Origin of the sequence: Xenorhabdus aichiensis (genome assembly GCF_028598775.1) — a bacterium.
Classification (GTDB): domain Bacteria; phylum Pseudomonadota; class Gammaproteobacteria; order Enterobacterales; family Enterobacteriaceae; genus Xenorhabdus; species Xenorhabdus bovienii.
On record NZ_JAQRFO010000017.1, the window covers coordinates 22,989 to 45,301 of the forward strand.

The 22,313-nt window shown below is 46.3% G+C and carries 20 protein-coding genes, 1 tRNA gene and 1 pseudogene; 16 read left to right on the forward strand and 6 right to left on the reverse strand.

Annotated elements, in window-relative coordinates; genetic code table 11:
- Position 1: 1 nt before the first annotated feature.
- From nuoE to PSI22_RS09585, 13 genes are all read left to right on the forward strand, one after another.
- Positions 2-547: an NADH-quinone oxidoreductase subunit NuoE gene (nuoE, locus tag PSI22_RS09525; RefSeq protein WP_038190644.1), complete on the forward strand. Its 546-nt coding sequence runs from the start codon at positions 2-4 to the stop codon at positions 545-547.
- Positions 544-1,908, forward strand: a complete 1,365-nt coding sequence (nuoF, locus tag PSI22_RS09530; RefSeq protein WP_273579536.1) for an NADH-quinone oxidoreductase subunit NuoF — start codon at positions 544-546, stop codon at positions 1,906-1,908. The genes nuoE and nuoF overlap by 4 nt, the downstream gene beginning before the upstream one ends.
- An 82-nt stretch (positions 1,909-1,990) precedes the next feature.
- Positions 1,991-4,717 (forward strand): NADH-quinone oxidoreductase subunit NuoG, encoded by a 2,727-nt coding sequence (gene nuoG, locus PSI22_RS09535; RefSeq protein ID WP_273579537.1) that lies wholly within the window; start codon positions 1,991-1,993, stop codon positions 4,715-4,717.
- Complete coding sequence (gene nuoH, locus PSI22_RS09540) at positions 4,714-5,691, forward strand: NADH-quinone oxidoreductase subunit NuoH (RefSeq protein WP_012989311.1); 978 nt, start codon at positions 4,714-4,716, stop codon at positions 5,689-5,691. Before nuoG ends, nuoH begins: the two co-directional genes overlap by 4 nt.
- 16 nt (positions 5,692-5,707) lie before the next feature.
- Complete coding sequence (nuoI, locus tag PSI22_RS09545) at positions 5,708-6,250, forward strand: NADH-quinone oxidoreductase subunit NuoI (protein WP_012989310.1); 543 nt, start codon at positions 5,708-5,710, stop codon at positions 6,248-6,250.
- 12 nt (positions 6,251-6,262) lie between these two features.
- Entirely contained in the window at positions 6,263-6,793 is a 531-nt protein-coding gene (gene nuoJ, locus PSI22_RS09550) for an NADH-quinone oxidoreductase subunit J (protein ID WP_273579538.1), read from the forward strand.
- Complete coding sequence (nuoK, locus tag PSI22_RS09555; protein WP_012989308.1) at positions 6,790-7,092, forward strand: NADH-quinone oxidoreductase subunit NuoK; 303 nt, start codon at positions 6,790-6,792, stop codon at positions 7,090-7,092. The genes nuoJ and nuoK overlap by 4 nt, the downstream gene beginning before the upstream one ends.
- Positions 7,089-8,939, forward strand: coding sequence for an NADH-quinone oxidoreductase subunit L (nuoL, locus tag PSI22_RS09560; protein WP_273579539.1), 1,851 nt, complete (start codon positions 7,089-7,091; stop codon positions 8,937-8,939). Before nuoK ends, nuoL begins: the two co-directional genes overlap by 4 nt.
- Positions 8,940-8,958: 19 nt before the next feature.
- Positions 8,959-10,479, forward strand: a complete 1,521-nt coding sequence (nuoM, locus tag PSI22_RS09565) for an NADH-quinone oxidoreductase subunit M (protein ID WP_273579540.1) — start codon at positions 8,959-8,961, stop codon at positions 10,477-10,479.
- Positions 10,480-10,485: 6 nt separating this feature from the next.
- Positions 10,486-11,943, forward strand: a complete 1,458-nt coding sequence (nuoN, locus tag PSI22_RS09570) for an NADH-quinone oxidoreductase subunit NuoN (protein ID WP_273579541.1) — start codon at positions 10,486-10,488, stop codon at positions 11,941-11,943.
- 181 nt (positions 11,944-12,124) lie between these two features.
- Positions 12,125-13,615, forward strand: coding sequence for a PhoPQ-activated pathogenicity-related family protein (locus PSI22_RS09575; protein WP_273579542.1), 1,491 nt, complete (start codon positions 12,125-12,127; stop codon positions 13,613-13,615).
- A 12-nt stretch (positions 13,616-13,627) separates the two neighbouring features.
- Positions 13,628-13,987: a hypothetical protein gene (locus PSI22_RS09580; protein WP_273579543.1), complete on the forward strand. Its 360-nt coding sequence runs from the start codon at positions 13,628-13,630 to the stop codon at positions 13,985-13,987.
- A gap of 48 nt (positions 13,988-14,035) precedes the next feature.
- Positions 14,036-14,182, forward strand: a complete 147-nt coding sequence (locus PSI22_RS09585) for a hypothetical protein (protein WP_273579544.1) — start codon at positions 14,036-14,038, stop codon at positions 14,180-14,182.
- 90 nt (positions 14,183-14,272) lie between these two features.
- Here the strand turns inward: PSI22_RS09585 and PSI22_RS21630 are convergent.
- Positions 14,273-14,437, reverse strand: a pseudogene (locus tag PSI22_RS21630) (IS982 family transposase); the annotation flags it as partial.
- 316 nt (positions 14,438-14,753) lie between these two features.
- On the opposite strand from PSI22_RS21630, the gene PSI22_RS09590 reads away from it, so the two are divergent.
- Positions 14,754-15,401 carry a DUF1902 domain-containing protein gene (locus tag PSI22_RS09590; RefSeq protein ID WP_273579545.1) on the forward strand — a complete coding sequence of 216 codons (648 nt, stop codon included), beginning with the start codon at positions 14,754-14,756 and terminating at the stop codon, positions 15,399-15,401.
- A 246-nt stretch (positions 15,402-15,647) separates the two neighbouring features.
- Here PSI22_RS09590 and PSI22_RS09595 read toward each other — a convergent pair.
- From PSI22_RS09595 to PSI22_RS09605, 3 genes are all read right to left on the reverse strand, one after another.
- Positions 15,648-15,724: transfer RNA gene (locus tag PSI22_RS09595), tRNA-Pro, on the reverse strand.
- A 75-nt stretch (positions 15,725-15,799) separates the two neighbouring features.
- Complete coding sequence (gene yejM / locus PSI22_RS09600) at positions 15,800-17,539, reverse strand: LPS biosynthesis-modulating metalloenzyme YejM (protein ID WP_273579546.1); 1,740 nt, start codon at positions 17,537-17,539, stop codon at positions 15,800-15,802.
- Between the two features lie 29 nt (positions 17,540-17,568).
- Complete coding sequence (locus PSI22_RS09605) at positions 17,569-17,796, reverse strand: YejL family protein (RefSeq protein ID WP_012989296.1); 228 nt, start codon at positions 17,794-17,796, stop codon at positions 17,569-17,571.
- Between the two features lie 199 nt (positions 17,797-17,995).
- Between PSI22_RS09605 and yejK the strand changes: the two genes are divergently transcribed.
- Positions 17,996-19,003 (forward strand): nucleoid-associated protein YejK, encoded by a 1,008-nt coding sequence (gene yejK / locus PSI22_RS09610; RefSeq protein WP_273579547.1) that lies wholly within the window; start codon positions 17,996-17,998, stop codon positions 19,001-19,003.
- Between the two features lie 97 nt (positions 19,004-19,100).
- Here yejK and rplY read toward each other — a convergent pair whose 3' ends face one another.
- Positions 19,101-19,382, reverse strand: a complete 282-nt coding sequence (gene rplY / locus PSI22_RS09615) for a 50S ribosomal protein L25 (RefSeq protein ID WP_273579548.1) — start codon at positions 19,380-19,382, stop codon at positions 19,101-19,103.
- Between the two features lie 162 nt (positions 19,383-19,544).
- Positions 19,545-21,302, reverse strand: coding sequence for a DNA repair helicase RadD (radD, locus tag PSI22_RS09620; protein WP_273579549.1), 1,758 nt, complete (start codon positions 21,300-21,302; stop codon positions 19,545-19,547).
- 270 nt (positions 21,303-21,572) lie between these two features.
- On the opposite strand from radD, the gene rsuA reads away from it, so the two are divergent.
- Complete coding sequence (gene rsuA / locus PSI22_RS09625) at positions 21,573-22,280, forward strand: 16S rRNA pseudouridine(516) synthase RsuA (protein WP_273579550.1); 708 nt, start codon at positions 21,573-21,575, stop codon at positions 22,278-22,280.
- The last annotated feature ends 33 nt before the right edge of the window (positions 22,281-22,313 follow it).

Here is a 22,313-nt window from a genome sequence, read left to right on the forward strand (position 1 = left end):
GATGCAAAGTGAATTTAACGCAAACAAGCAAGTACGTCTTGATGTGATTAACGTAACGGACGCTCAGACACAGGGTGCGTTTGTACTGAGTACCGCAGAACGTGATGCCATCGAGCAGGAAAAACACCATTACGAAGATCCGCGTGCCGCGTCAATTGAGGCACTGAAAATTGTACAGAAACAGCGTGGTTGGGTGCCGGACGGTGCCATCTATGCCGTTGCTGAAGTTTTGGGTATTCCCGCCAGTGATGTGGAAGGGGTGGCGACGTTTTACAGCCAGATTTACCGCCAGCCAGTAGGGCGCCACATTATTCGCTATTGCGATAGCGTTGTGTGTCACATCACAGGTTATCAGGGTGTTCAGGCAGCGATAGAAACGCACTTGAACATTCGTCCGGGGCAAACTACGGCAGATGGGCGTTTCACACTGTTGCCAACCTGCTGTCTGGGGAACTGTGACAAGGGGCCTACCATGATGATTGATGAGGACACTCACAGTTACGTGAAACCAGAAGAAATTGAAAAACTACTGGAGCAGTATCCATGACAACGCACTCAGGAGTGAAAGAAATTATCCGCGCAGCGGAAACTCATCCCCTGACATGGCGGTTGCGTGATGACCAACAACCTGTCTGGCTGGATGAATACCGTAGCAAGAGTGGTTACAAAGGAGCCGAAAAAGCACTGAAGGGCATGGTTCCTGATGAAATTACCACGCTGGTGAAAGATGCTGGTTTGAAAGGGCGTGGTGGCGCAGGTTTCTCCACGGGCTTGAAGTGGAGCCTGATGCCAAAAGATGAAAGCATGAACATTCGCTATCTGCTGTGTAACGCGGATGAAATGGAGCCGGGAACCTACAAAGACCGTCTGCTGATGGAGCAGCTGCCTCATCTGCTGGTGGAAGGGATGCTGATCAGCGCATTTGCGTTGAAAGCCTATCGCGGCTACATCTTCCTGCGTGGAGAATATGTCGAGGCGGCGGTACATCTGCGCAGAGCAATTGAAGAAGCTAAAGCGGCCGGTTTGCTCGGTAAAAATATTCTTGGTAGTGGTTTTGATTTTGAACTGTTTGTTCATACTGGCGCAGGGCGTTATATCTGTGGTGAAGAAACCGCGTTGATTAACTCTCTTGAAGGGCGTCGGGCGAATCCCCGTTCAAAACCGCCATTTCCGGCTACGTCCGGCGTATGGGGTAAACCAACGTGTGTAAACAATGTTGAAACCTTGTGTAACGTCCCTGCGATCCTTGAACATGGTAAAGAGTGGTACATCGGTCTGAGCGAAGGCAAAAGTAAAGATGCCGGCACCAAACTGATGGGCTTCTCCGGTCGGGTCAAAAATCCGGGCGTTTGGGAACTGCCTTTTGGCACCACTGCCCGTGAAATTCTTGAAGATTATGCGGGTGGTATGCGTGACGGTCTGAAATTCAAGGCTTGGCAGCCCGGCGGAGCGGGAACCGATTTCCTGACTGTGGATCACCTTGATCTGCCGATGGATTTTGAAAATATCGCTAAAGCAGGCAGCCGCTTGGGAACTGCACTTGCAATGGCCGTTGATCATGAGATCAACATCGTTTCTCTGACCCGTAACCTTGAAGAGTTTTTTGCCCGTGAATCCTGTGGCTGGTGTACGCCATGCCGTGATGGTTTGCCGTGGAGCGTCAAAATCCTCCGCGCCATTGAGAACGGGAAAGGTCAGCCTGGTGATATCGAGACTTTGGAACAACTCTGCCGTTTCCTCGGCCCCGGCAAAACTTTCTGTGCCCATGCGCCCGGCGCTATGGAGCCTTTGCAGAGTGCTATTAAGTATTTCCGTGATGAATTTGAAGCGGGAATTGTCACCAAAGACTACGGCAACACCAGTCTGATTGCGGGCATACAGCCAAACCTGCTCAAGCAGCGTTGGTAAGGCTTGTTTGCAGGAACGGTTCGCTAAAGCAGAATTTTTGATTAACGCCTGCCACGGCAGGCCATTGGGAAGCATGCTGACTATGGCTACGATACATGTAGACGGCAAAGAATATGATGTAAACGGGGCTGATAACCTGTTACAAGCCTGCCTCTCATTGGGGCTGGATATACCTTATTTTTGCTGGCATCCAGCGCTGGGAAGCGTTGGCGCTTGCCGCCAGTGTGCGGTGAAGCAATATCAGAACGCGGAAGATACGCGTGGTCGTCTGGTGATGTCTTGTATGACACCAGCGACAGAAGGCACGTTTATCTCCATTGATGATGAAGAAGCGAAGCAATTTCGCGCAAGTGTCGTGGAATGGTTGATGACCAACCATCCCCATGACTGCCCTGTCTGTGAGGAAGGGGGTAACTGTCACTTGCAGGATATGACGGTGATGACGGGGCATTCATTCCGTAAATACCGTTTTACCAAACGTACTCACCAAAATCAGGAACTGGGGCCATTTGTTGCCCATGAAATGAACCGCTGCATCGCCTGTTACCGTTGCGTTCGCTACTACAAAGATTATGCGGACGGCACGGACTTTGGCGTTTATGGTGCGCATGACAACGTTTATTTTGGTCGCACTGAAAGTGGTACGCTGGAAAGTGAATTTTCCGGCAACCTTGTTGAAATCTGCCCGACAGGGGTATTTACCGACAAGACCCACTCAGAGCGTTACAACCGTAAATGGGATATGCAGTTTGCGCCAAGCATCTGCCAACAGTGCAGTATTGGCTGTAACACCAGCCCCGGTGAACGTTATGGTGAAGTACGCCGGATCGAGAACCGTTACAACGGCACCGTTAACCACTACTTTATGTGTGACCGTGGTCGTTTTGGCTACGGTTATGTTAACCGTGACGATCGTCCTCGCCAGCCACAGCAACTGCGTGGTGATCAGTGGATTTCACTGAATGCCGAGCAGGTTATGCAGGGTGGGGCGGATATTTTGCGCCAAGCCAAAAATGCTATTGGTATCGGTTCACCACGCGCCAGCATAGAAAGCAACTTTGCTCTGCGTGAGCTGGTTGGCGCAGAAAACTTCTATAGCGGCATATCAGTGGAAGAACAGAACCGACTCGATATGATGCTGGAAATTCTTCAGCAAGGCGGCGTCTATACTCCATCCCTGCGTGAGATTGAAGGTTACGATGCAGTGTTGATTTTGGGTGAAGATCTGACCCAAACGGGGGCTCGCATGGCACTGTCTGTACGCCAGGCGGTCAAGGGCAAGGCACGTGAAATGGCGGCGGCTCAGAAAGTGGCCGATTGGCAGATTGCCGCAGTGATGAATATCGGTCAGCACGCCAAATATCCTTTGTTTTTAACCAGCGTTGATGATACCCGACTGGATGATATTGCAGCATGGAATTACCGTGCACCAACGGATGATCAAGCCCGGTTTGGTTTTGCTGTGGCACATGCCCTGAACAGCATCGCACCTGCCGTCAATGATCTGCCGGATGAGTTGAAAACGAAGGTAGAAATTGTTGCACAGGCACTGCGTGATGCGAAAAAACCATTGATTATCAGTGGCAGCAATGCTGGTAGTGATGCATTGATTCAGGCGGCGGCCAATATCGCATGGGCACTGAAAGACAAAGGCGCAAATGTTGGGCTTTCCTTTGTTGCGGCTTATGCTAATAGCCTCGGTCTGGCGATGATGGAAGCACAGCCGTTGGATGTTGCTTTGCAGCGTATTGCCAAAGGCGATTCTGATACCGCGATTGTGGTGGAAAACGATCTCTATCGTCATGCGGCAGCCGATAAGATTGACAGTGCATTAGGCAGCCTGAAAAATCTGATCGTCGTTGATCATCAACGTACTGCTATCATGGATAAGGCTCACTTGATTCTGTCAGCTGCCAGCTTTGCCGAAAGTGACGGTACGCTGGTGAATCAGGAAGGCCGTGCCCAGCGTTATTTTCAGGTTTATGAACCGTCATTCTATGACAAATCTATCGTTATGCTGGAAAGCTGGCGCTGGATGCATTCCCTGTATACCACTTACACACAATGCCAGACTGACTGGGCGCAACTTGACCATGTGATTGAAGCTTGTGTCAAAGCTATGCCTCAATTCAAAGGTATCGTCAATGCCGCTCCGGATTCCACATTCCGTATCCGTGGTCAGAAATTGGCTCGTTCACCTCATCGTTACAGTGGCCGTACGGCAATGCTGGCCAATGTCAGTGTCCATGAGCAGCGCCAACCGCAGGATATTGACACGGCATTTGCTTTCTCAATGGAAGGGAACAACAGCCCGTTTGCCGAACGTCAGCAAATCCCATTTGCATGGGCGCCCGGCTGGAACTCCCCGCAGGCATGGAACAAATTCCAGGCGGAAGTCGGTGGCAAACTGCGTTTCGGTGATCCTGGTATGCGTTTGATTGAAACGACCGATGGTGGGTTGAACTACTTTGACAGCATTCCGGCTGCATTTGCTGCACAGAAAAACCAATGGTATGTCGCGCCTTATTTCCACCTGTTCGGCAGTGAAGAATTGTCACAGCGTGCAGAAGTAATACAGGAACGTATGCCTGAGCCGTATGTGATGATGAATCATCAGGATGCTGAACATCTGAATGTGAAAGAAGGTTCCATGATGGAATTTGACTGTGCGGGTCAACAATTGCGCCTGGCTGTGCGCTTAAGCGGCAATCTGGTGCAGGGTCAGATTGGCCTGCCGCTGGGAATGCCTGGTATTCCACCTGTTCTGGCGGGTAAATCAGTCAATAACTTACGGGGGATTGCACAATGAGTTGGTTTACTCCCGATGTGATTGAAGTCTTGATTACTATTCTGAAAGCGGTTGTCATTCTGCTGGTTGTTGTTGTTTGCGGGGCGTTCATGAGTTTCGGCGAACGCCGCCTGCTTGGGCTGTTCCAGAACCGCTACGGGCCAAACCGTGTGGGTTGGGGCGGTTCATTGCAGCTCGTCGCTGACATGCTCAAAATGTTTTTTAAAGAGGACTGGGTACCGCGTTTCTCCGATCGGGCTATTTTCACTCTGGCTCCAATCATTGCTTTCTGCTCGTTACTGCTGGCGTTTGCTATCGTGCCAGTCAGCCCAACGTGGATGGTGGCGGACCTGAACATCGGCATTCTGTTCTTTATGATGATGGCTGGTTTGTCGGTTTACGCGGTGCTGTTTGCCGGTTGGTCGAGCAACAATAAATATTCCCTGTTGGGGGCAATGCGTGCATCGGCACAGACACTGAGCTATGAAGTTTTCCTTGGTCTTGCTCTGATGGGCGTCGTAGCACAGGCTGGCTCCTTCAACATGGTGGATATCGTCAATTCACAACAACATATGTGGAATGTCATTCCCCAGTTCTTTGGTTTCCTGACCTTTGCTATTGCTGGTGTGGCGGTGTGTCACCGTCACCCTTTTGACCAGCCGGAAGCAGAGCAGGAATTGGCGGATGGTTATCACGTCGAATATTCCGGCATGAAATTCGGTTTGTTCTTTGTCGGGGAATATATCGGTATCGTGACGGTATCTGCTTTAATCGTCACATTGTTCTTTGGTGGCTGGCATGGGCCTTTATTGCCTTCCTTCATCTGGTTTGCGTTGAAAACGGCATTTTTCATGGTGATGTTCATTCTGATCCGTGCTGCATTGCCGCGTCCGCGTTATGACCAAGTGATGTCATTTGGCTGGAAAGTCTGCCTACCGTTAACTTTACTCAACTTGCTGGCGACCGCCGCAGTAATTTTATACAACGCTCAATAAAGGGGGGGATTGGACCATGACATTGAAAGAGTTAGTGGTTGGTTTCGCCACCCAGGTACGCAGTATTTGGATGATAGGGCTTCATGCCTTCCATAAACGCGAAACAAAAATGTATCCGGAAGAGCCGGTTTATTTGCCACCCCGTTACCGTGGGCGCATCGTTCTGACGCGTGATCCTGACGGTGAAGAGCGTTGTGTCGCCTGTAACTTGTGTGCGGCGGTGTGTCCAGTAGGATGTATCTCACTGCAAAAAGCCGAACATAAAGATGGCCGATGGTATCCTGAATTTTTCCGTATCAACTTTTCGCGCTGTATTTTCTGCGGACTGTGTGAAGAGGCTTGCCCAACGACCGCTATCCAGTTGACACCGGATTTCGAACTGGGTGAATTCAAGCGTCAAGATCTCGTATACGAAAAAGAAGATCTGCTGATTTCAGGACCGGGTAAATATCCTGATTATAACTTTTACCATAAGACAGGCATGGCGATTGATGGCAAAGATAAAGGGGAAGCGGACAATGAAGCTAAACCTATCGATGTTAAAAGCCTGTTGCCGTAAGGAGCGATATTCATGGAATTTACATTTTATGTCGCAGGGCTGGTTGCCATCCTCGCTACACTTAGGGTGATAACGCACACTAACCCAGTACATGCGTTGCTGTACCTGATTACTTCTCTGTTGGCACTTTCGGTCGTGTTCTTTTCACTGGGCGCATATTTTGCCGGTGCACTGGAAATTATCGTTTACGCGGGTGCGATCATGGTGTTGTTTGTCTTCGTCGTGATGATGCTCAACCTCGGTAAATCTGTTGTCGAGCAAGAGCGGGCATGGTTGCAGCTCAGCGTTTGGATCGGCCCGGCTATTCTGGCTACTGTGCTGCTGATTGTGTTGATCTTTGCTATCAGCAGCCTGCCAACGGCTGAGATCAGTGGTGAAGTGGTCAGTGCCAAAGAAGTGGGCATTAGCCTGTTCGGGCCTTATGTCCTGGCAGTAGAACTGGCATCACTGTTACTGCTGGCAGGTCTGGTAGTGGCTTATCACATTGGCCGTGAAAATCGTCAGGGTGAAGTGATCAGTAATCGTACGGAGGACCAACAATGATACCTTTAGAACATGGTCTGATTCTGGCGGCTATTTTGTTTGTATTGGGCTTTGTTTGCCTGATTGTCCGCCGCAATCTGTTATTTATGCTGATCGGGCTGGAAATCATGATCAATGCTTCGGCTCTGGCGTTTGTTGTTGCCGGCAGCTATTGGCTCCAGCCTGATGGTCAGGTGATGTACATTCTGGCCATTACTCTGGCAGCCGCCGAGGCGAGTATCGGTCTGGCACTGTTACTACAGTTGTACCGTCGTCGCCAGAGTCTGAATATTGATATAGTCAGTGAGATGCGCGGATGAACCTACTCTATTTAACAATTCTACTGCCACTGCTGGGTTTTTTACTATTGGCATTCTCTCGTGGTCGCTGGTCTGAAAATCTGTCAGCTACCATTGGGAGTGCTTCTGTTGGGCTGGCAGCATTAGTCACATTCTGGGCCGGGATGGATTTCCACGCTCAAAATGAGACAGGGGGGCTGGTTTACAGCCAAACGTTGTGGAACTGGATGGCGGCAGATAACTTTAGTATTCCGGTTAATCTGGTACTGGATGGGCTATCTCTGACCATGCTGAGTGTTGTGACAGGCGTTGGTTTCCTGATCCACATTTATGCTTCATGGTATATGCGCGGTGAAGAAGGTTACTCCCGTTTCTTCGCTTATACCAACCTGTTTATTGCCAGCATGGTAGTTTTGGTACTGGCGGATAACATGCTGCTGATGTACCTCGGTTGGGAAGGCGTGGGGCTGTGTAGTTACCTGCTAATCGGGTTCTACTATAAAACGCCTGCCAATGGCGCAGCGGCAATGAAAGCCTTTATCGTAACCCGCGTAGGTGACGTGTTCCTTGCTATTGGGATGTTCATCCTTTATGACCAGCTTGGTACATTGAGTTTCCGCGAATTGGCGGTATTGGCACCGCAGCATATCGAAGCAGGCTCTACGGCGATTACTTGGGCAACCTTGATGATTCTGGGTGGTGCCGTGGGTAAATCGGCTCAGTTGCCATTGCAAACGTGGCTGGCAGATGCGATGGCAGGCCCGACACCGGTTTCTGCCTTGATCCACGCGGCCACCATGGTTACTGCCGGGGTTTACCTGATTGCCCGCAGCCATGCGTTGTTCCTGATGGCGCCGGATATCCTGCATCTGGTTGGTACTATTGGTGCTATTACCTTGCTGCTGGCAGGCTTCGCAGCGCTGGTGCAGACCGATATCAAACGCGTGCTGGCCTATTCCACCATGAGTCAGATTGGTTATATGTTTCTGGCTCTGGGCGTTCAGGCGTGGGATGCCGCCATCTTCCACCTGATGACTCACGCATTCTTCAAAGCACTGTTATTCCTTGCTTCTGGCTCCGTGATTCTGGCTTGTCACCACGAACAGAATATCTTCAAAATGGGTGGCTTGAGTAAGCGCATTCCGTTTGTTTATCTCTGCTTCATCGTGGGTGGTTCGGCACTGTCAGCGCTGCCACTTCTGACTGCGGGTTTCTACAGTAAAGATGAAATTCTGTGGGGCGCACTGGCGAATGGTCATATGAACTTGATGCTGGCGGGGCTTGTCGGTGCTTTGATGACATCACTGTATACCTTCCGCATGATCTTTATCGTGTTTCACGGTGAAGAAAATACCAAGGCTCATCCAGTCAAAGGGATTACCCACACCTTACCTCTATCGGTACTGCTGGTGCTCTCTACTTTTGTGGGAGCGCTGATTGTGCCACCGTTGGCGGGAGTTCTGCCGGAAAGTAGTACAACAGCAGGGCATGACGACAAACTGACATTGGAGATTGTTTCTGGTGTGGTTGCTGTTCTCGGTATCTTGCTGGCAGCAGCGTTGTACTTGGGCAAACGTGCTGTGGTTAAGGCCACTGCAAACAGTGCACCGGGGCGTTTCTTCTCTACATGGTGGTTCCATGCATGGGGATTTGATGCACTGTATGATTGGGTATTCGTGAAACCATTCAAAGGCATTACGCAACTATTACAGAATGATCCTTTGAACTCATTGATGAATATTCCTGCCATATTGTCACGTTGGGGCAATAAGGGGCTTGGCTTAAGTGAGAACGGTCAAGTCCGTTGGTACGCTACCTCTTTGGGGTTGGGTGCAGTGCTGGTTTTGGCTCTGCTGCTTTTGATTTAATTAAGGGACACATTGCGCCATGCTACTACCTTGGCTAATTCTTCTACCCTTCATCGGCGGCTTGCTGTGCTGGCAGACGGAGCGCTTCGGCACCCGTATGCCGCGTTGGATAGCGCTTCTGGCGATGGGGCTGACTCTGCTGCTTTCCCTGCAACTTTGGTTGCAGGGCGGTTATACGCTGACCAACCCACAGGGCATTCCACAGTGGCAATCAGAATTTCTGATCCCGTGGATACCTCGCTTTGGCATCTCCATTCATCTGGCTTTGGATGGTTTATCACTGCTAATGGTGGTCTTGACAGCACTGCTGGGCTTGATGGCAATTCTCTGTTCGTGGAATGAAAACCAGCCATATCAGGGATTCTTCCATCTGAACCTGCTGTGGATACTTGGCGGTGTGATGGGTGTCTTCCTTGCCATCGACCTGTTCCTGTTCTTTTTCTTCTGGGAAATGATGCTGGTGCCGATGTATTTCCTGATCGCTCTGTGGGGACACAGAGGTTCAGGCGGCAAAACCCGTATTACGGCAGCGACGAAATTCTTCATCTATACCCAAGCCAGTGGTCTGGTGATGCTGATTTCGATTCTGGCATTGGCCTTCGTTTATCACGATGCAACGGGAGAATGGTCATTCAGCTATGAAAAACTGCTGAATACACCGATGTCACATACCGTTCAATACTTACTGATGCTGGGTTTCTTCATCGCATTTGCTGTAAAAATGCCCGTTGTGCCTCTGCATGGTTGGTTACCGGATGCCCATAGCCAGGCACCGACTGCGGGTTCAGTTGACCTTGCGGGGATTTTGTTGAAAACGGCGGCGTATGGTCTGTTGCGTTTTAGCTTGCCTCTGTTTCCACAAGCCTCTGCGGAATTTGCGCCGATTGCGATGTGGCTGGGTGTCATTGGTATTTTCTACGGTGCCTGGATGGCCTTCAGCCAGACTGATATCAAACGCCTGATTGCTTATACCAGTGTTTCTCACATGGGTTTCGTACTTATTGCCATCTACACCGGCAGCCAACTGGCTTATCAGGGGGCGGTCATCCAGATGATTGCACATGGTCTGTCAGCCGCTGGCCTGTTTATCGTGTGTGGGCAATTATATGAACGTCTGCATACCCGCGATATGCGTAATATGGGCGGTTTGTGGGCAAGAATTCAACTGTTGCCTGCGATATCGCTGTTTTTCGCTGTGGCGACACTGGGTATGCCGGGAACCGGTAACTTTGTTGGTGAATTCATGATCCTGTTCGGCAGTTTCAGCAAATTCACCCTTATTACTACCGTATCCGTATTTGGTTTAGTTTTTGCCTCCGTTTACGCACTGTATTTAATGCAGAAAGCGTATTACGGCACGCCAACAACTGATAAGCCACTACAACGGATGGATGTGCGTGAAATCTCCATTTTGCTACTGTTGGTCGTCTTGCTGGTGATTGTGGGTGTCTATCCGCAACCGGTCCTTGATACCTCAGCGGCGGCGATGAGTAACATCCAAAATTGGTATTCAGCTTCACTTTTAACTACAAGGCCGTAACTCGCCATGACAATAACTTCTGAACAATTGATCGCACTGTTGCCGCTATTGATCGTCGGATTGACGGTGGTGGTTGTGATGCTGTCCATTGCGTGGCGACGCGATCATTTGATCAATTTCACCTTAACGGTAATTGGTCTGAATCTAGCCCTGCTTTCCCTCTATTTTGTTGGACAGCAGGAGCCGATGGATGTCACGCCACTGATTCATGTGGATAGATTTGCAATGTTTTATACCGGCCTTGTGCTGATTGCGAGCCTTGCAACGACCACATTTGCTTACTCATGGCTGGAGAATTATCCCGATAACAAAGAAGAATTTTATCTGTTGGTGCTGATTGCGGCTGCCGGAGGAATTCTGCTTTCTTCTGCTAACCACATGGCATCACTGTTTATCGGTATTGAATTGATTACCCTGCCATTATTCGGCTTGATTGGTTATGCGTACCGCCAGAAACGTTCACTGGAAGCGAGTATTAAATATATGCTGCTGTCCGCAGCGGCGTCCTCGTTCCTGCTATTCGGTATTGCACTGTTGTACGCAGAATCAGGTGACTTGTCCTTTGCGTCACTGGGTAGAAGCCTGAGTGATAGTCAACTGCATGAACCGCTGATCTTGGCAGGGCTGGGAATGATGCTTGTGGGGCTGGGTTTCAAACTTTCCCTCGTACCTTTCCAACTTTGGACACCAGACGTCTATCAAGGCGCCCCGGCACCTGTATCGACTTTTCTGGCGACAGCAAGCAAAGTCGCTATCTTTGCGGTGATAATGCGTTTATTCCTCGAAGCACCTGTGGCTGAAAGTGAAACGCTGCGCATTGTGCTGACCGTGATGGCAATTGCTTCCATCCTGTTTGGTAACTTGCTGGCACTGACACAAAGTAATATCAAGCGTCTGCTTGGTTACTCATCGATTGCGCACTTGGGTTACTTGCTGGTGGTCTTGGTTGCCATTCGAAGTCACACATTGGCAGAAGAAACGGCGGGTATTTATTTGGCGGGTTACCTGTTTGCCAGCATCGGTGCATTTGGGGTAGTCAGCCTGATGTCCAGTCCATACCGAGGGCCAGATGCTGACTCACTGTACTCATACCGTGGCTTGTTCTGGCATAAACCGATTCTGTCAGCAGTCATGACCACCATGATGCTGTCTCTGGCAGGAATACCGTTAACATTCGGGTTTATCGGTAAATTCTATGTTATCGCTACGGCCGTAGAAGCAGAATTGTGGTGGCTGACGGGGGCTGTCGTGCTGGGTAGTGCCATTGGCCTTTACTATTACCTGCGAGTGATGGTTAGTCTGTATCTGCCTGCACCGAAGACACTGAATCGCGATACGCCAAGCAACTGGGCGTTGACTTCAGGTGGGATCGTTGTGTTGATCTCTGGGTTGCTGGTGTTGATCCTCGGTATTTGGCCACAACCAGTGATTGATATCGTTCAGCAGGCGAAAAGCGTTATGTAGGGCATAATCTTAATAAAACTTCATTGAAGACTCAGCCGTTTTTGGCTGGGTCTTTTTTTTGAGGTATGGGGAAGATATCATGAAATAGCATTTATTACGGTAATAGCATCAGAATGGTTTCTACTATGCAGCAATAAGAAATCATCAATGTGTATCACTTGTTCAATATTAAGGATGAATGATGAAACTAAGTAAGCTATTTATCACTCTTTTTTTCTTTTCTGCTGAAGGTTCCGCTCTGATAAATACGGAAAATGCCATATGCCAGGAAGAGGATATGGTTGACTTTTCGCATGTTATTCCGTGTTACCGTGCGAAATTGGCTGCGCTTCCGGTTAAATATTCGCTCCAAGGCAAAAAATCACTACCTAATATTGAATTGCTAAAATATGAAATGACATCACAACGATGGTCGCCGGGAAATTTGGTATCCCCTGATAGCTGGCAACATGACGTTGACATGTATATCCCGGATAACCCTAAATCGCAACATGCGCTCGTCGTGGTAAATAATGGAACAAATTATGATGATGGCAGCAAAAAAACAAGCCAGCCAACAAATTTCAGCGAGAAATCACTGGCAGAGATTGCGCGGTCCACGAGTACGATAGTTATTTCTGTCAGTAATATTCCGAATCAGTACATTACATATGAAAATAATAAACCACTCAAAGAAGATGACAGCGTTGCGCGTAGCTGGGCATTGTTTATGGATGGGCCGGAACAGAGAGAATTAATTCCGTTACATATTCCTATGGCTGTTACTGTATCTCAGGCTATGAGGGTGGCAAAACAGGAACTGAAGGAATGGAATATTAATAAATTTATTGTCACTGGAGCATCAAAGCGCGGGTGGACAGCTTGGTTATCTTCTATTTCAGATCCTGACGTTGATGCTATTGTGCCCTTTGTTATGGACTTACTTAGTACCGACTTGGCTCTTGAGAATATGTATCGTACTTACGGTGGAAACTGGCCGATTACCTTTTCCCCCTATTATCAACAAGGTATCGACAAGTTAATAAAGACACCCAATTTCCTAAAGTTGATGAAATTAGAGGACCCATTACGATATCTGGATTCAGATTATCAGTCACGTCTCACCATACCTAAATATATCATCAATGCCAGCGGAGATGATTTTTATGCTCCTGATAATTCTCGTTTTTATTATGATAAACTTCCGGGAGAAAAGTCCCTGCGTGTTGCTCCAAACTCCGATCATTATGGTATTCAGGGAGTCGTAGAACAATCTTTAATTTCCTTCATAAATCGTTTTCAGAATAAAACAGCACTTCCGAAATTAATGGCAACTGTTCACGAAAACAAAACGGAACGCACACTCACCGTGAATTTTTCAGAAAAACCCGTGAAAGTTACTCGTTGGACGGCTATAAATCTAGCTGCAAGAGATTTTCGTTACGTATGTGGTATCAGATATACTTCTTCATCACTTGAAATTAGCACAGGGGAAAGCGTTAAGATCCCATTGAGTTATAAAGCACCCGGTTGGGAAGCTACTTATATAGAAGCAACCTTTCATGATGGATATGTGGCAACAACGCAGGTTTATATCACTCCAGATGAGAAATACCCAGTAGTGGCTCCTCCTTCGAATGGTATAGCATGCCAAACTCTGCCCGGCCGTGGGTTAGGGGAAAGTAAACCGTGAGTAAATAGCATCTTGTCAAGAAAGAGCGAAGCGAAAGTCCCAGGACAGAAAATCTACAAAAAAGGTTTATGTGCCGGATGTCGTCAAATCGTAGCTTCGCTCCCAATGGATCTTTTTCTAGTAAACTTCGCTGATATGGCAGCCACGGGGTTGAGTGAGAACAAAACCATTGGCCTCGATCGGGTGGATAATCTCCTGTTACATGGATATTCTCATTGCTTAATTGATGAAATATTCTGGCAAAAACCACTCATAGCATGTCTATCGGTGAAACTATCCCAGATTTGTACCTTCTACAAGCCCTTTACGGCACTGGGTACAGGGGATGAAATTGACATACCCCCAGTCTCAGTCCATGAATCTGCTGGCTGACAGTTTGACACAGGCCGCCACCGCTCCCGTTCCAGAAAATAATACCGAATGCTGGAAGAAAGTTATCACGAAATCCGTCATTTTAAGGCTCTTGCCAATGATCTGGGTATCGATAAATCTTTGGCAACAACGATTGACCAGCATATGCAGCAAAAATGGATAGCACTAAATATTAGGCATAATAGTAATAATTAAGGTTTAAATTGGCCTGTAATTGTTACCATAATAACAGAAAAAGTGAAGAGTATTTGGAATCTGTTTCATTCTTAAAGCCTGTACTGCAAGTAGCAAGAGTAATACAGAGGAAACAATTCCGATAAAACAGGTGTAACTGAGCAAGGCCGGAAAATTGTTGTGATGATATTGCCAAATGAGTCCCAAATAAAATATTTTGAAATTACGGTGATTTGACATAGGAAAAAAGATCAAGATGGTCATGGTTTTACTGATCCTTGTGAAATCGTCTTCTGGTCGAAAATTCTGAACTTGAAACAGGCACTTAGTTCAATTTTTTATCCAAAACCCAGGTAAATTACCTCTTTTTTGTTTTTTGAGTATTTTTTAACATATACCTTATTCACTAATAGGGTCAAAGAGGTTACAAAAAAACGTGTAAAACCCTCACATTTTTGGAATATGCTGATCAAATAATCAGTAACGCTTATTATTGTTAGGGATGGCTTGTATTAAAAATGAGCGTATAGTGTTCTTTTGGACTCCATTGCTGATATATTATACTTATCAGAAAGCACTAAAGGAGGAATACATGGATCGCGTTATCTATAGCGCAAAATTCGGTGATAAGACGGTCAGGTTTGTTGTGATTAAAATGGAACTTTATGTGTCACGTACTGATATTGTCGAAAGCTTTCGTGAGTGCGCAGCTGATTATGTAAAGCTCGAAGTTAATTGTTTAGTGGACAATTGGTTAAAAGGGATGGCGGATGCTCAAGATAGAAAATCAGCCATGTTGGGTGAAAGTAGTATCGGGCCAGTTGTACATTTTTATACTATTAGCCATCTACTTCATACTATGTCTGATTTCAATGAGTCTAGAAATGATGAATTGATAGCGCTAGGACGCAGGATTAATACTCTTTTTAGATGGTTTTCTGATGCTTCTTACCAGGCTCATGAGCATTTCGGTATAACGATCTTTGAGATGCTTAATTCAGTTAGTAAAAGATTAGACCGGCTTAATGATTTTTTTGTTGTGAATGTTATCCATGATGGTGATGTATGGGTTGCTGAGTGCGATGAACTTGGGCTGGTTACAGAAGCTAAGACTTATGATGAGTTAACAGAACAAGTTTGGGAAATAGCGTCTGAATTGTATGAGCTAGTCGGCGATTCTGAGTACATTCGTATCAAGTTTGTTCAGGAACAATCATCTGATTCAAGGATAGCCCTCTGACATGGGATCTGGCTTATATCCACCTAACTAAAACCGTCCAACTTTATGGGGTCAGTTCATTGCGGGGCTTTTTGTTGATTATTTTTTCCTATGCGCAAAAAGGTTCTGTCGCATTAACAAAGAAAGTACAAGTGAAGATAAGGTAAGAATGGAGATATTAGGGCGGGATTTTACACCAGTTTTACACCAAGCAAATTTCAGGTATAAAAAAACCAACCATAATAGGTTGGTTTTTCTAGGGAAATTTGGTCGGCATGATAGGATTTGAACCTACGACCCCCGACACCCCATGACGGTGCGCTACCAAGCTGCGCTACATGCCGATGACTTTTCCTATAGTACCGTTTTTTATTTTCAAAGCAAGCCCTCAATTTAGTGAGTGCTTGATTTTTCGACGATTAGTTTGCTAAAAATCGTTTAACCTCGGTTAGTATTTGTAATAACTGGGCCAGGTTAGGCTTGGCTCCTTGAATTTCATTACCCTCCAAATCATACAGATAATATTCTCCGTTCTTGGAAAGATAGATGGTATTTGTAGCCGTTGTGACAATTAATGAGCCGTCATCACCCGTGATTAACCATGGGTTATCTCTCTGGGCGGTAAAGAGATCTTCACCTTGTGAATAGTCATCTGGAGAATTACTGACATGTAATAAACGTTGCATCAGAGTAGTCATGACATCCTGATGACTGGTTAATTTGTTGATGACCTGTGCAGGTGTACCCGGCCAGTGAATGATGAGTGGGACATGTATCTGTTCACGATTGAATTTGTCGCCAGTAAGCCATTTTGGTGAGTGTCCTGCGGACAATCCACTGTGTTTGGCTGTAATAACCACGATGGTTTTATCCAGCATGCCTTTATTGGTCAGTGTCTCTAAAACATTATTGATTTCGTTATCAAGTGCTTTTTTGTCAAATTGGCCCGCTGAGGGTGTAAAACCATTAATGTCCAAAAATGAGAACCACGGGGTAGTGCCATGATTGAGATCCAGCCACTGACGCCATTTTGCCACGGTTAGGCTATCATCTTTCTTGGTTGGGGTAGGGAATGAGTAATCGGTCAAAAGAGCCTGGCGGTAAAGAGGTGTTTGGAACCCATCCGAAGAGAACAGACCAAATTGATACCTCTGGTGAGTTAGTGCATCAAGAAGCGCTGAGGATTTTCTACTATTAAGAATGCCATCTAGATAGCCTGATGATATGCCATAGAATAATCCAAACAATGCAGTATCGTTTTGAATGCCAGTACTGAAGTGCTGTGTAAATTGGATATTGTTCTGAGTAAAGCGCTCAAGGGACGGCATGGCGTTGGTGATATCTTTGTTATCCAGACCATCCACAACTAGCAACAGTAAATTATAGCCTTGGCTGTTATCTTGGTAGGATAAGCCATTCAGTGGATATTCAACGGTTAGGGCAGCCGGGTTTCCTTGTTGATTCATACGGCGCTGGTATTCCTGTTGATCCAGTAATCCGTGTTTTTCAAGGAATTTGCGTGCTGTCATTGGATAAGACAGTGGTAAATTTGAACGCTGCATGGTAATTGAGCGGTAGAAGTTAGCATCTGCCCAGATATACATCAGATGGGAAGCGATAAAAGCCGTAATGAATACCGCCGCCAATGGCTTACCGAACCGTTGGCGATTCAGGCTACGTAATTTTTGCCAGCTCCATGTGCCAAATAGCATCTGCACTAGAAAAATAGCCGGTATGCAGATGAACATCAGTTGCCATTCCCTTGTCAGCTCGCCCTGTTCTGGGTTGGTGACTAAGTCCCAAACCAAGGGTGTCAGGTGCAGGTGAAAGCGAATATAGATAGAGGAATCTAATATCAGCAGAGTTAGCCCTGCCGTGGCCAGTGCAGCGGAAAGAAACCTCAATAACCGCTGTGACATCACAATAAACGTCAGCGGAAATAAAATAAGTAAGTAAATGGCAAAGACAATGAAACTAAAATGACCGAGCCAACTGAGTAGCGCATAGATGCGACCAAACAGTGAACCCGGCCAGTCAGACGCAAATAAATAGCGACTGCCCAGCACAAGACTGAACACAATATTGAACAGTGCGAACCAGTGTCCCCAGCTGATCATCTGAGAGACTTTTTCGCGGTAATGCTGACGGCTAGTCACCATATTTTTTACGTTAAGGTTTTAATGAAAAATTAATGCGCTTTGTCTTCATTAATCGAGGACTGTAACGCGCGTGCAAACGAGTCTGCGATGTGCCTGCGCTGCGCAGGGGCAATGCTCGTATTGATTAAATTCGTTACCATATTGCCCAAGATCATCAGGGACAAATCAGTAGGTGTATGGTTTTTCTCGAAAACATTTACCAACTCAGCTAATAAATGTTCAACTTTTTCATCGCTGTAGCGAGACGACTGTGGCATAAATCAAAGATCCTGGATATACAAAGCCCTATATACTACCGTATAGAAGGGCAATTTTCTGCTTTTTTATGACAAATTAATTTTCCGACTGTGTGAGTTGTTGCCATTCTGAAGTCTGTTGCATCAGAAAGGTAACGGTGTTTGAATACGCCGCTAACCGCAAGGCCCAAGGGTCAAAGCTGCAAAAGGAGTATAAATAATGAGTCTGGAAATTACCCAGATCGCGTTACACCGGTTGATTAAACGTGATGAACAAACACTTGAAGTCATTCTGCGTGATTCTTTGCTGACCACCAATCAGGTCGTAGAAGATATGATGGCTGAATTACATCGTGTGTATAGCGCAAAAAGCAAAGCCTATGGTTTATTCAATGATGAAAGTGAACTGGCGGAATCGCTCCGTCATCAACGTAAGGGAGATGAAGACTTTCTCGGTTTTAGCCGTGCTGCAACCGTTCGCTTGAAAGATGAATTGACAAAATATCCGTTTGCGGAAGGTGGTACGGTGTTATTTTGCCAGTATCGGTATCTGGCCGTAGAGTATTTACTGATTTCGGTTCTCAATAGTTGCAACAGCATGTCTGTCAATGACGAGCTGGATGTGAACACTACGCAGTATCTTGATATTCCTCATGCTGATATCGTTGCGAGAATTGACTTGACTGAGTGGGAAACTAATCCCGAATCCAGTCGTTATCTGACTTTTCTGAAAGGGCGGGTAGGGCGTAAGGTTTCTGACTTTTTTATGGATTTTCTGGCTGCCAGTGAAGGCATGAATGCCAAAGTGCAGAATAAAGGGTTGTTGCAGGCGGTGGACGATTATTGCGAATCAGCCCAGATTGATAAAAATGAACGTCAGGCTTATCGCCAGCAGGTTTACAGCTATTGTAATGAGCAGTTACAGGCAGGTGAGGAGATTAAACTACAAGAGTTGTCTCAAGAATTGCCACCATTGGGCGAGCAGAATTTCCAGCAATTTTCGCAGGAACAGGGATACGAATTGGAAGAGAGCTTCCCAGCAGATCGCAGTACATTACGTCAATTAACAAAATTTGCTGGCAGTGGTGGCGGGTTGACCATCAACTTTGATGCAATGTTGTTGGGAGAGCGAATTTTTTGGGACCCAGTGACGGATACTCTGACGATTAAAGGCACGCCACCAAACTTGCGTGACCAACTGCAACGTCGTGGCAGTGGTAATCACTAACGCCTATCAGCAGTAAGAATAAAACAGTAGAAATAAATAACGCCGCAAATGCGGCGTTATCTACTCGGCGTCCCGATAAAAGCTCGATTGTGGCTAATTAAGCACGCAGGAAATCGATGTGCGTCAGCTTAGGTTTAAACGGATGACGCTGTACTGCCTGCACTTTAACTGTAATTTCTTTACCATCAACAACCAGATTCAGGACTTCATAGAATTCTGGTTTACTTTCATGGTTGATAACTGCATCGTGATCCAGTTCGATAGAAACTGGTTCTTGGTTACCACCATAGATGATAGCTGGGAACTTGTTAGCTCTACGCAGGCGGCGGCTCGCACCCTTGCCCTGCTCTTTACGTACTTCTGCATTAATAGTTAACATTATTTTTTCTCTGTAAAAGAAGAAAATAAATCCTGCTACAGGCGACCCAGCAGCAGGTTCGAGACTTGGCTTAATATAATGTACTACACTAAGCGGGCGGCATTTTAACGAAAAACCTATATGACAGCAAATAGAAAGTACTTTTGGGTTGATTTAATCGGCTCAGTACAGATCATCTGCTCGGCGAAACCGTCCTTGATAGTCAAAAACCTTTTCCCGAATTTGCCAGAACTGACCTTTTTTTCGTGCGACAACAAAGTCGGGATGTCGTAATAGAGGAAGCTGTTGTGCAATGTCCTCAGCTGTTTTCCATTGCAGAGGGATACCCGGCGCACGCTGGTGCTGGCGCAGGAAGTGAAGCTCAAACACTTTTCTCTGAGCAGGTGTTGCTAAACGGAACCGTTCTGATACGCTCGCACCATCTTCATCGTAATAAGTGATTTGCAGCCATTTCCCTTTACTATCATGACCCGACGTTAATTGCATACCGCCACAACGTAGTACCAGTGCATTCTTGAGCTTAAGGGCGGCTTTCAGCATATCATCAGGATCGACCAGGACTTCCTGGCAGCGGTGACAGCGTCGTGCAGCGATATCATTTTCTGCACCGCAATGTGGGCAGGATTTGAAACGAAAGCGGAAATCACATTGATGTCGTTTGCCGCTTTCATCTTCTTCCCATCCTTGGCAACGACGGCCAAAATGCTCAATGATTTCACCTTCCGCTGTACATTTCCCCCAGAAGGTATTGGCAAATTGGCAGATAGGGCAAAATACCTGTATAGGCTGGTTTTGAGAATTGGGCTTGCTACTACCGACTTCGGGGGAATAAATATCATGGGAATTTCCGGCGTAATCCAGAATTAAGCACTCTTTTTTGTCAGGGGATAAGCGTAATCCCCGCCCGACGATTTGTTGGTAGAGACTGACGGACTCTGTTGGACGTAATATAGCGATTAAATCGACATGAGGCGCATCAAACCCTGTTGTCAGCACGGCGACGTTGACCATATATTGGAGTTGTTGCGCCTTGAAAGCAGTGATCAATAAATCCCGTTCAGTTGCTGGCGTATCTGCGCTGACCAATGCGGCCTGTTCAGTAGATAGCAATTGGAAGATCTCTTTAGCATGTTCCACTGTGGCAGCGAAAATCATGACTCCTTTGCGGTCTTGGGCATATTCGATGATTTGCCTGATGATATGAGGAGTAATGCGCTTTTGTCGTTTTATCTCCCGATTCAGGTCAGCTTCATTGAAAATTCCCTGCTGGCTGGTACGCACCTGACTGAAATCATATTGCATTACGGGCATATCCAATCTTTCTGGGGGAACCAGAAAGTGATGTTTAATCATATAACGTAACGGAAGTTCATAAATACAATCACGAAAAAAACAGTGTTCATCTCCACGTATCATGCCATGATAGTGATATTGATATATCCAACCAGAGCCTAAACGGTAGGGTGTGGCGGTTAAGCCCAAGATACGTATCTGGGGATTGTTTTTCTTGAGTTGCTGGATAATTTGCTGATACTGACTGTTTTCATCATCACTGATGCGATGGCATTCATCAATAATTAACAGTGAGAAATGATGATCAAAACAGTCCAGATTGCGAGCAACGGATTGAATGCTACCAAAGACAACTTTTCTTTCACTCTGCTTTTGATGCAATCCCGCAGAAAAAATATCCGCTTGCAGGTCATAGGCACAATACTTGCTATGGTTTTGTGCAACAAGTTCTTTGACGTGTGCCAATATCAAAACTCGGCCGTGAGCCAGTTTTGCTAATTCTGCGATGATGAGGCTTTTACCCGCCCCTGTTGGCAAAACAATGACCGCAGGATCTTTGTGCTGACGAAAATGGCGGATGGTAGCATCTACCGCTTCTTGTTGGTAAGGGCGTAAAGTAAAAGCCATTTTTATGTTACTGTCATGGGTATTAGATAAAAGATAGTTGATAGAGAGGATAACATTTTTCCTGTGGTCTTGCCGTCGGGAAAGCGCTTTCCATTTAGTTACTAAAGTAAGATGGTTATAACATGTAGTTTATTATTGTTATAATTATTGATGTTATGATGACTCTGAATATTATCTGTTTAATCTTGTACTCCAATAGTGACCCTTGAAGTGCTTGTAATATCAAGGGTGTGTTCATATGTGTTTATTTTTTGTCAGGTACATCTATTCATGCGATTGGATAAATTTTTATCACAGCAGTTAGGTATAAGTCGTAACGATGTAGGTCGTGAATTACGGGCTGGTCGGGTTACTGTCGATGACGAGGTCATCAAGAGTGGGGCGTATAAATTGAAGCCTGATCAGCAGGTAGCCTATGAAGGTTCAGTATTGGAACAATTAGATGGTTCCCGCTATTTTATGCTGAATAAACCACAGGGATATGTGTGTTCGACGGATGATCCAACAAATCCGACAATCTTGTATTTTATCGATGAACCTGTCGCCCATAAACTACATTCAGCAGGCCGTTTGGATGTTGATACCACAGGCTTGGTTTTGCTGACAGATGATGGGCAATGGTCACATCGTATTACGTCACCTAAACATCATTGTGAAAAAACCTATCTTGTTACACTGGAACATCCAATATCAGACGATACCGAGATGAAATTTCTTGCAGGTGTGCAGTTGTATGGCGAAAAAACACTGACAAAACCAGCGAAACTGGAAATTATCGAGCCTCAACGTGTACGTTTGAGTATCAGTGAAGGACGATACCATCAAGTAAAACGGATGTTCGCCGCAGTGGGCAATCATGTTGTTGAGCTTCATCGTGAACGAGTTGGTCAAATTTATTTGGACTCTGCATTGGAGCCAGGAGAATATCGAGCATTGACCAAAAACGAAATTAACAGCATACAGGTGCCAACACCTTAACCTTCTTTTATCCATCTATTTAACAAGTTGTTA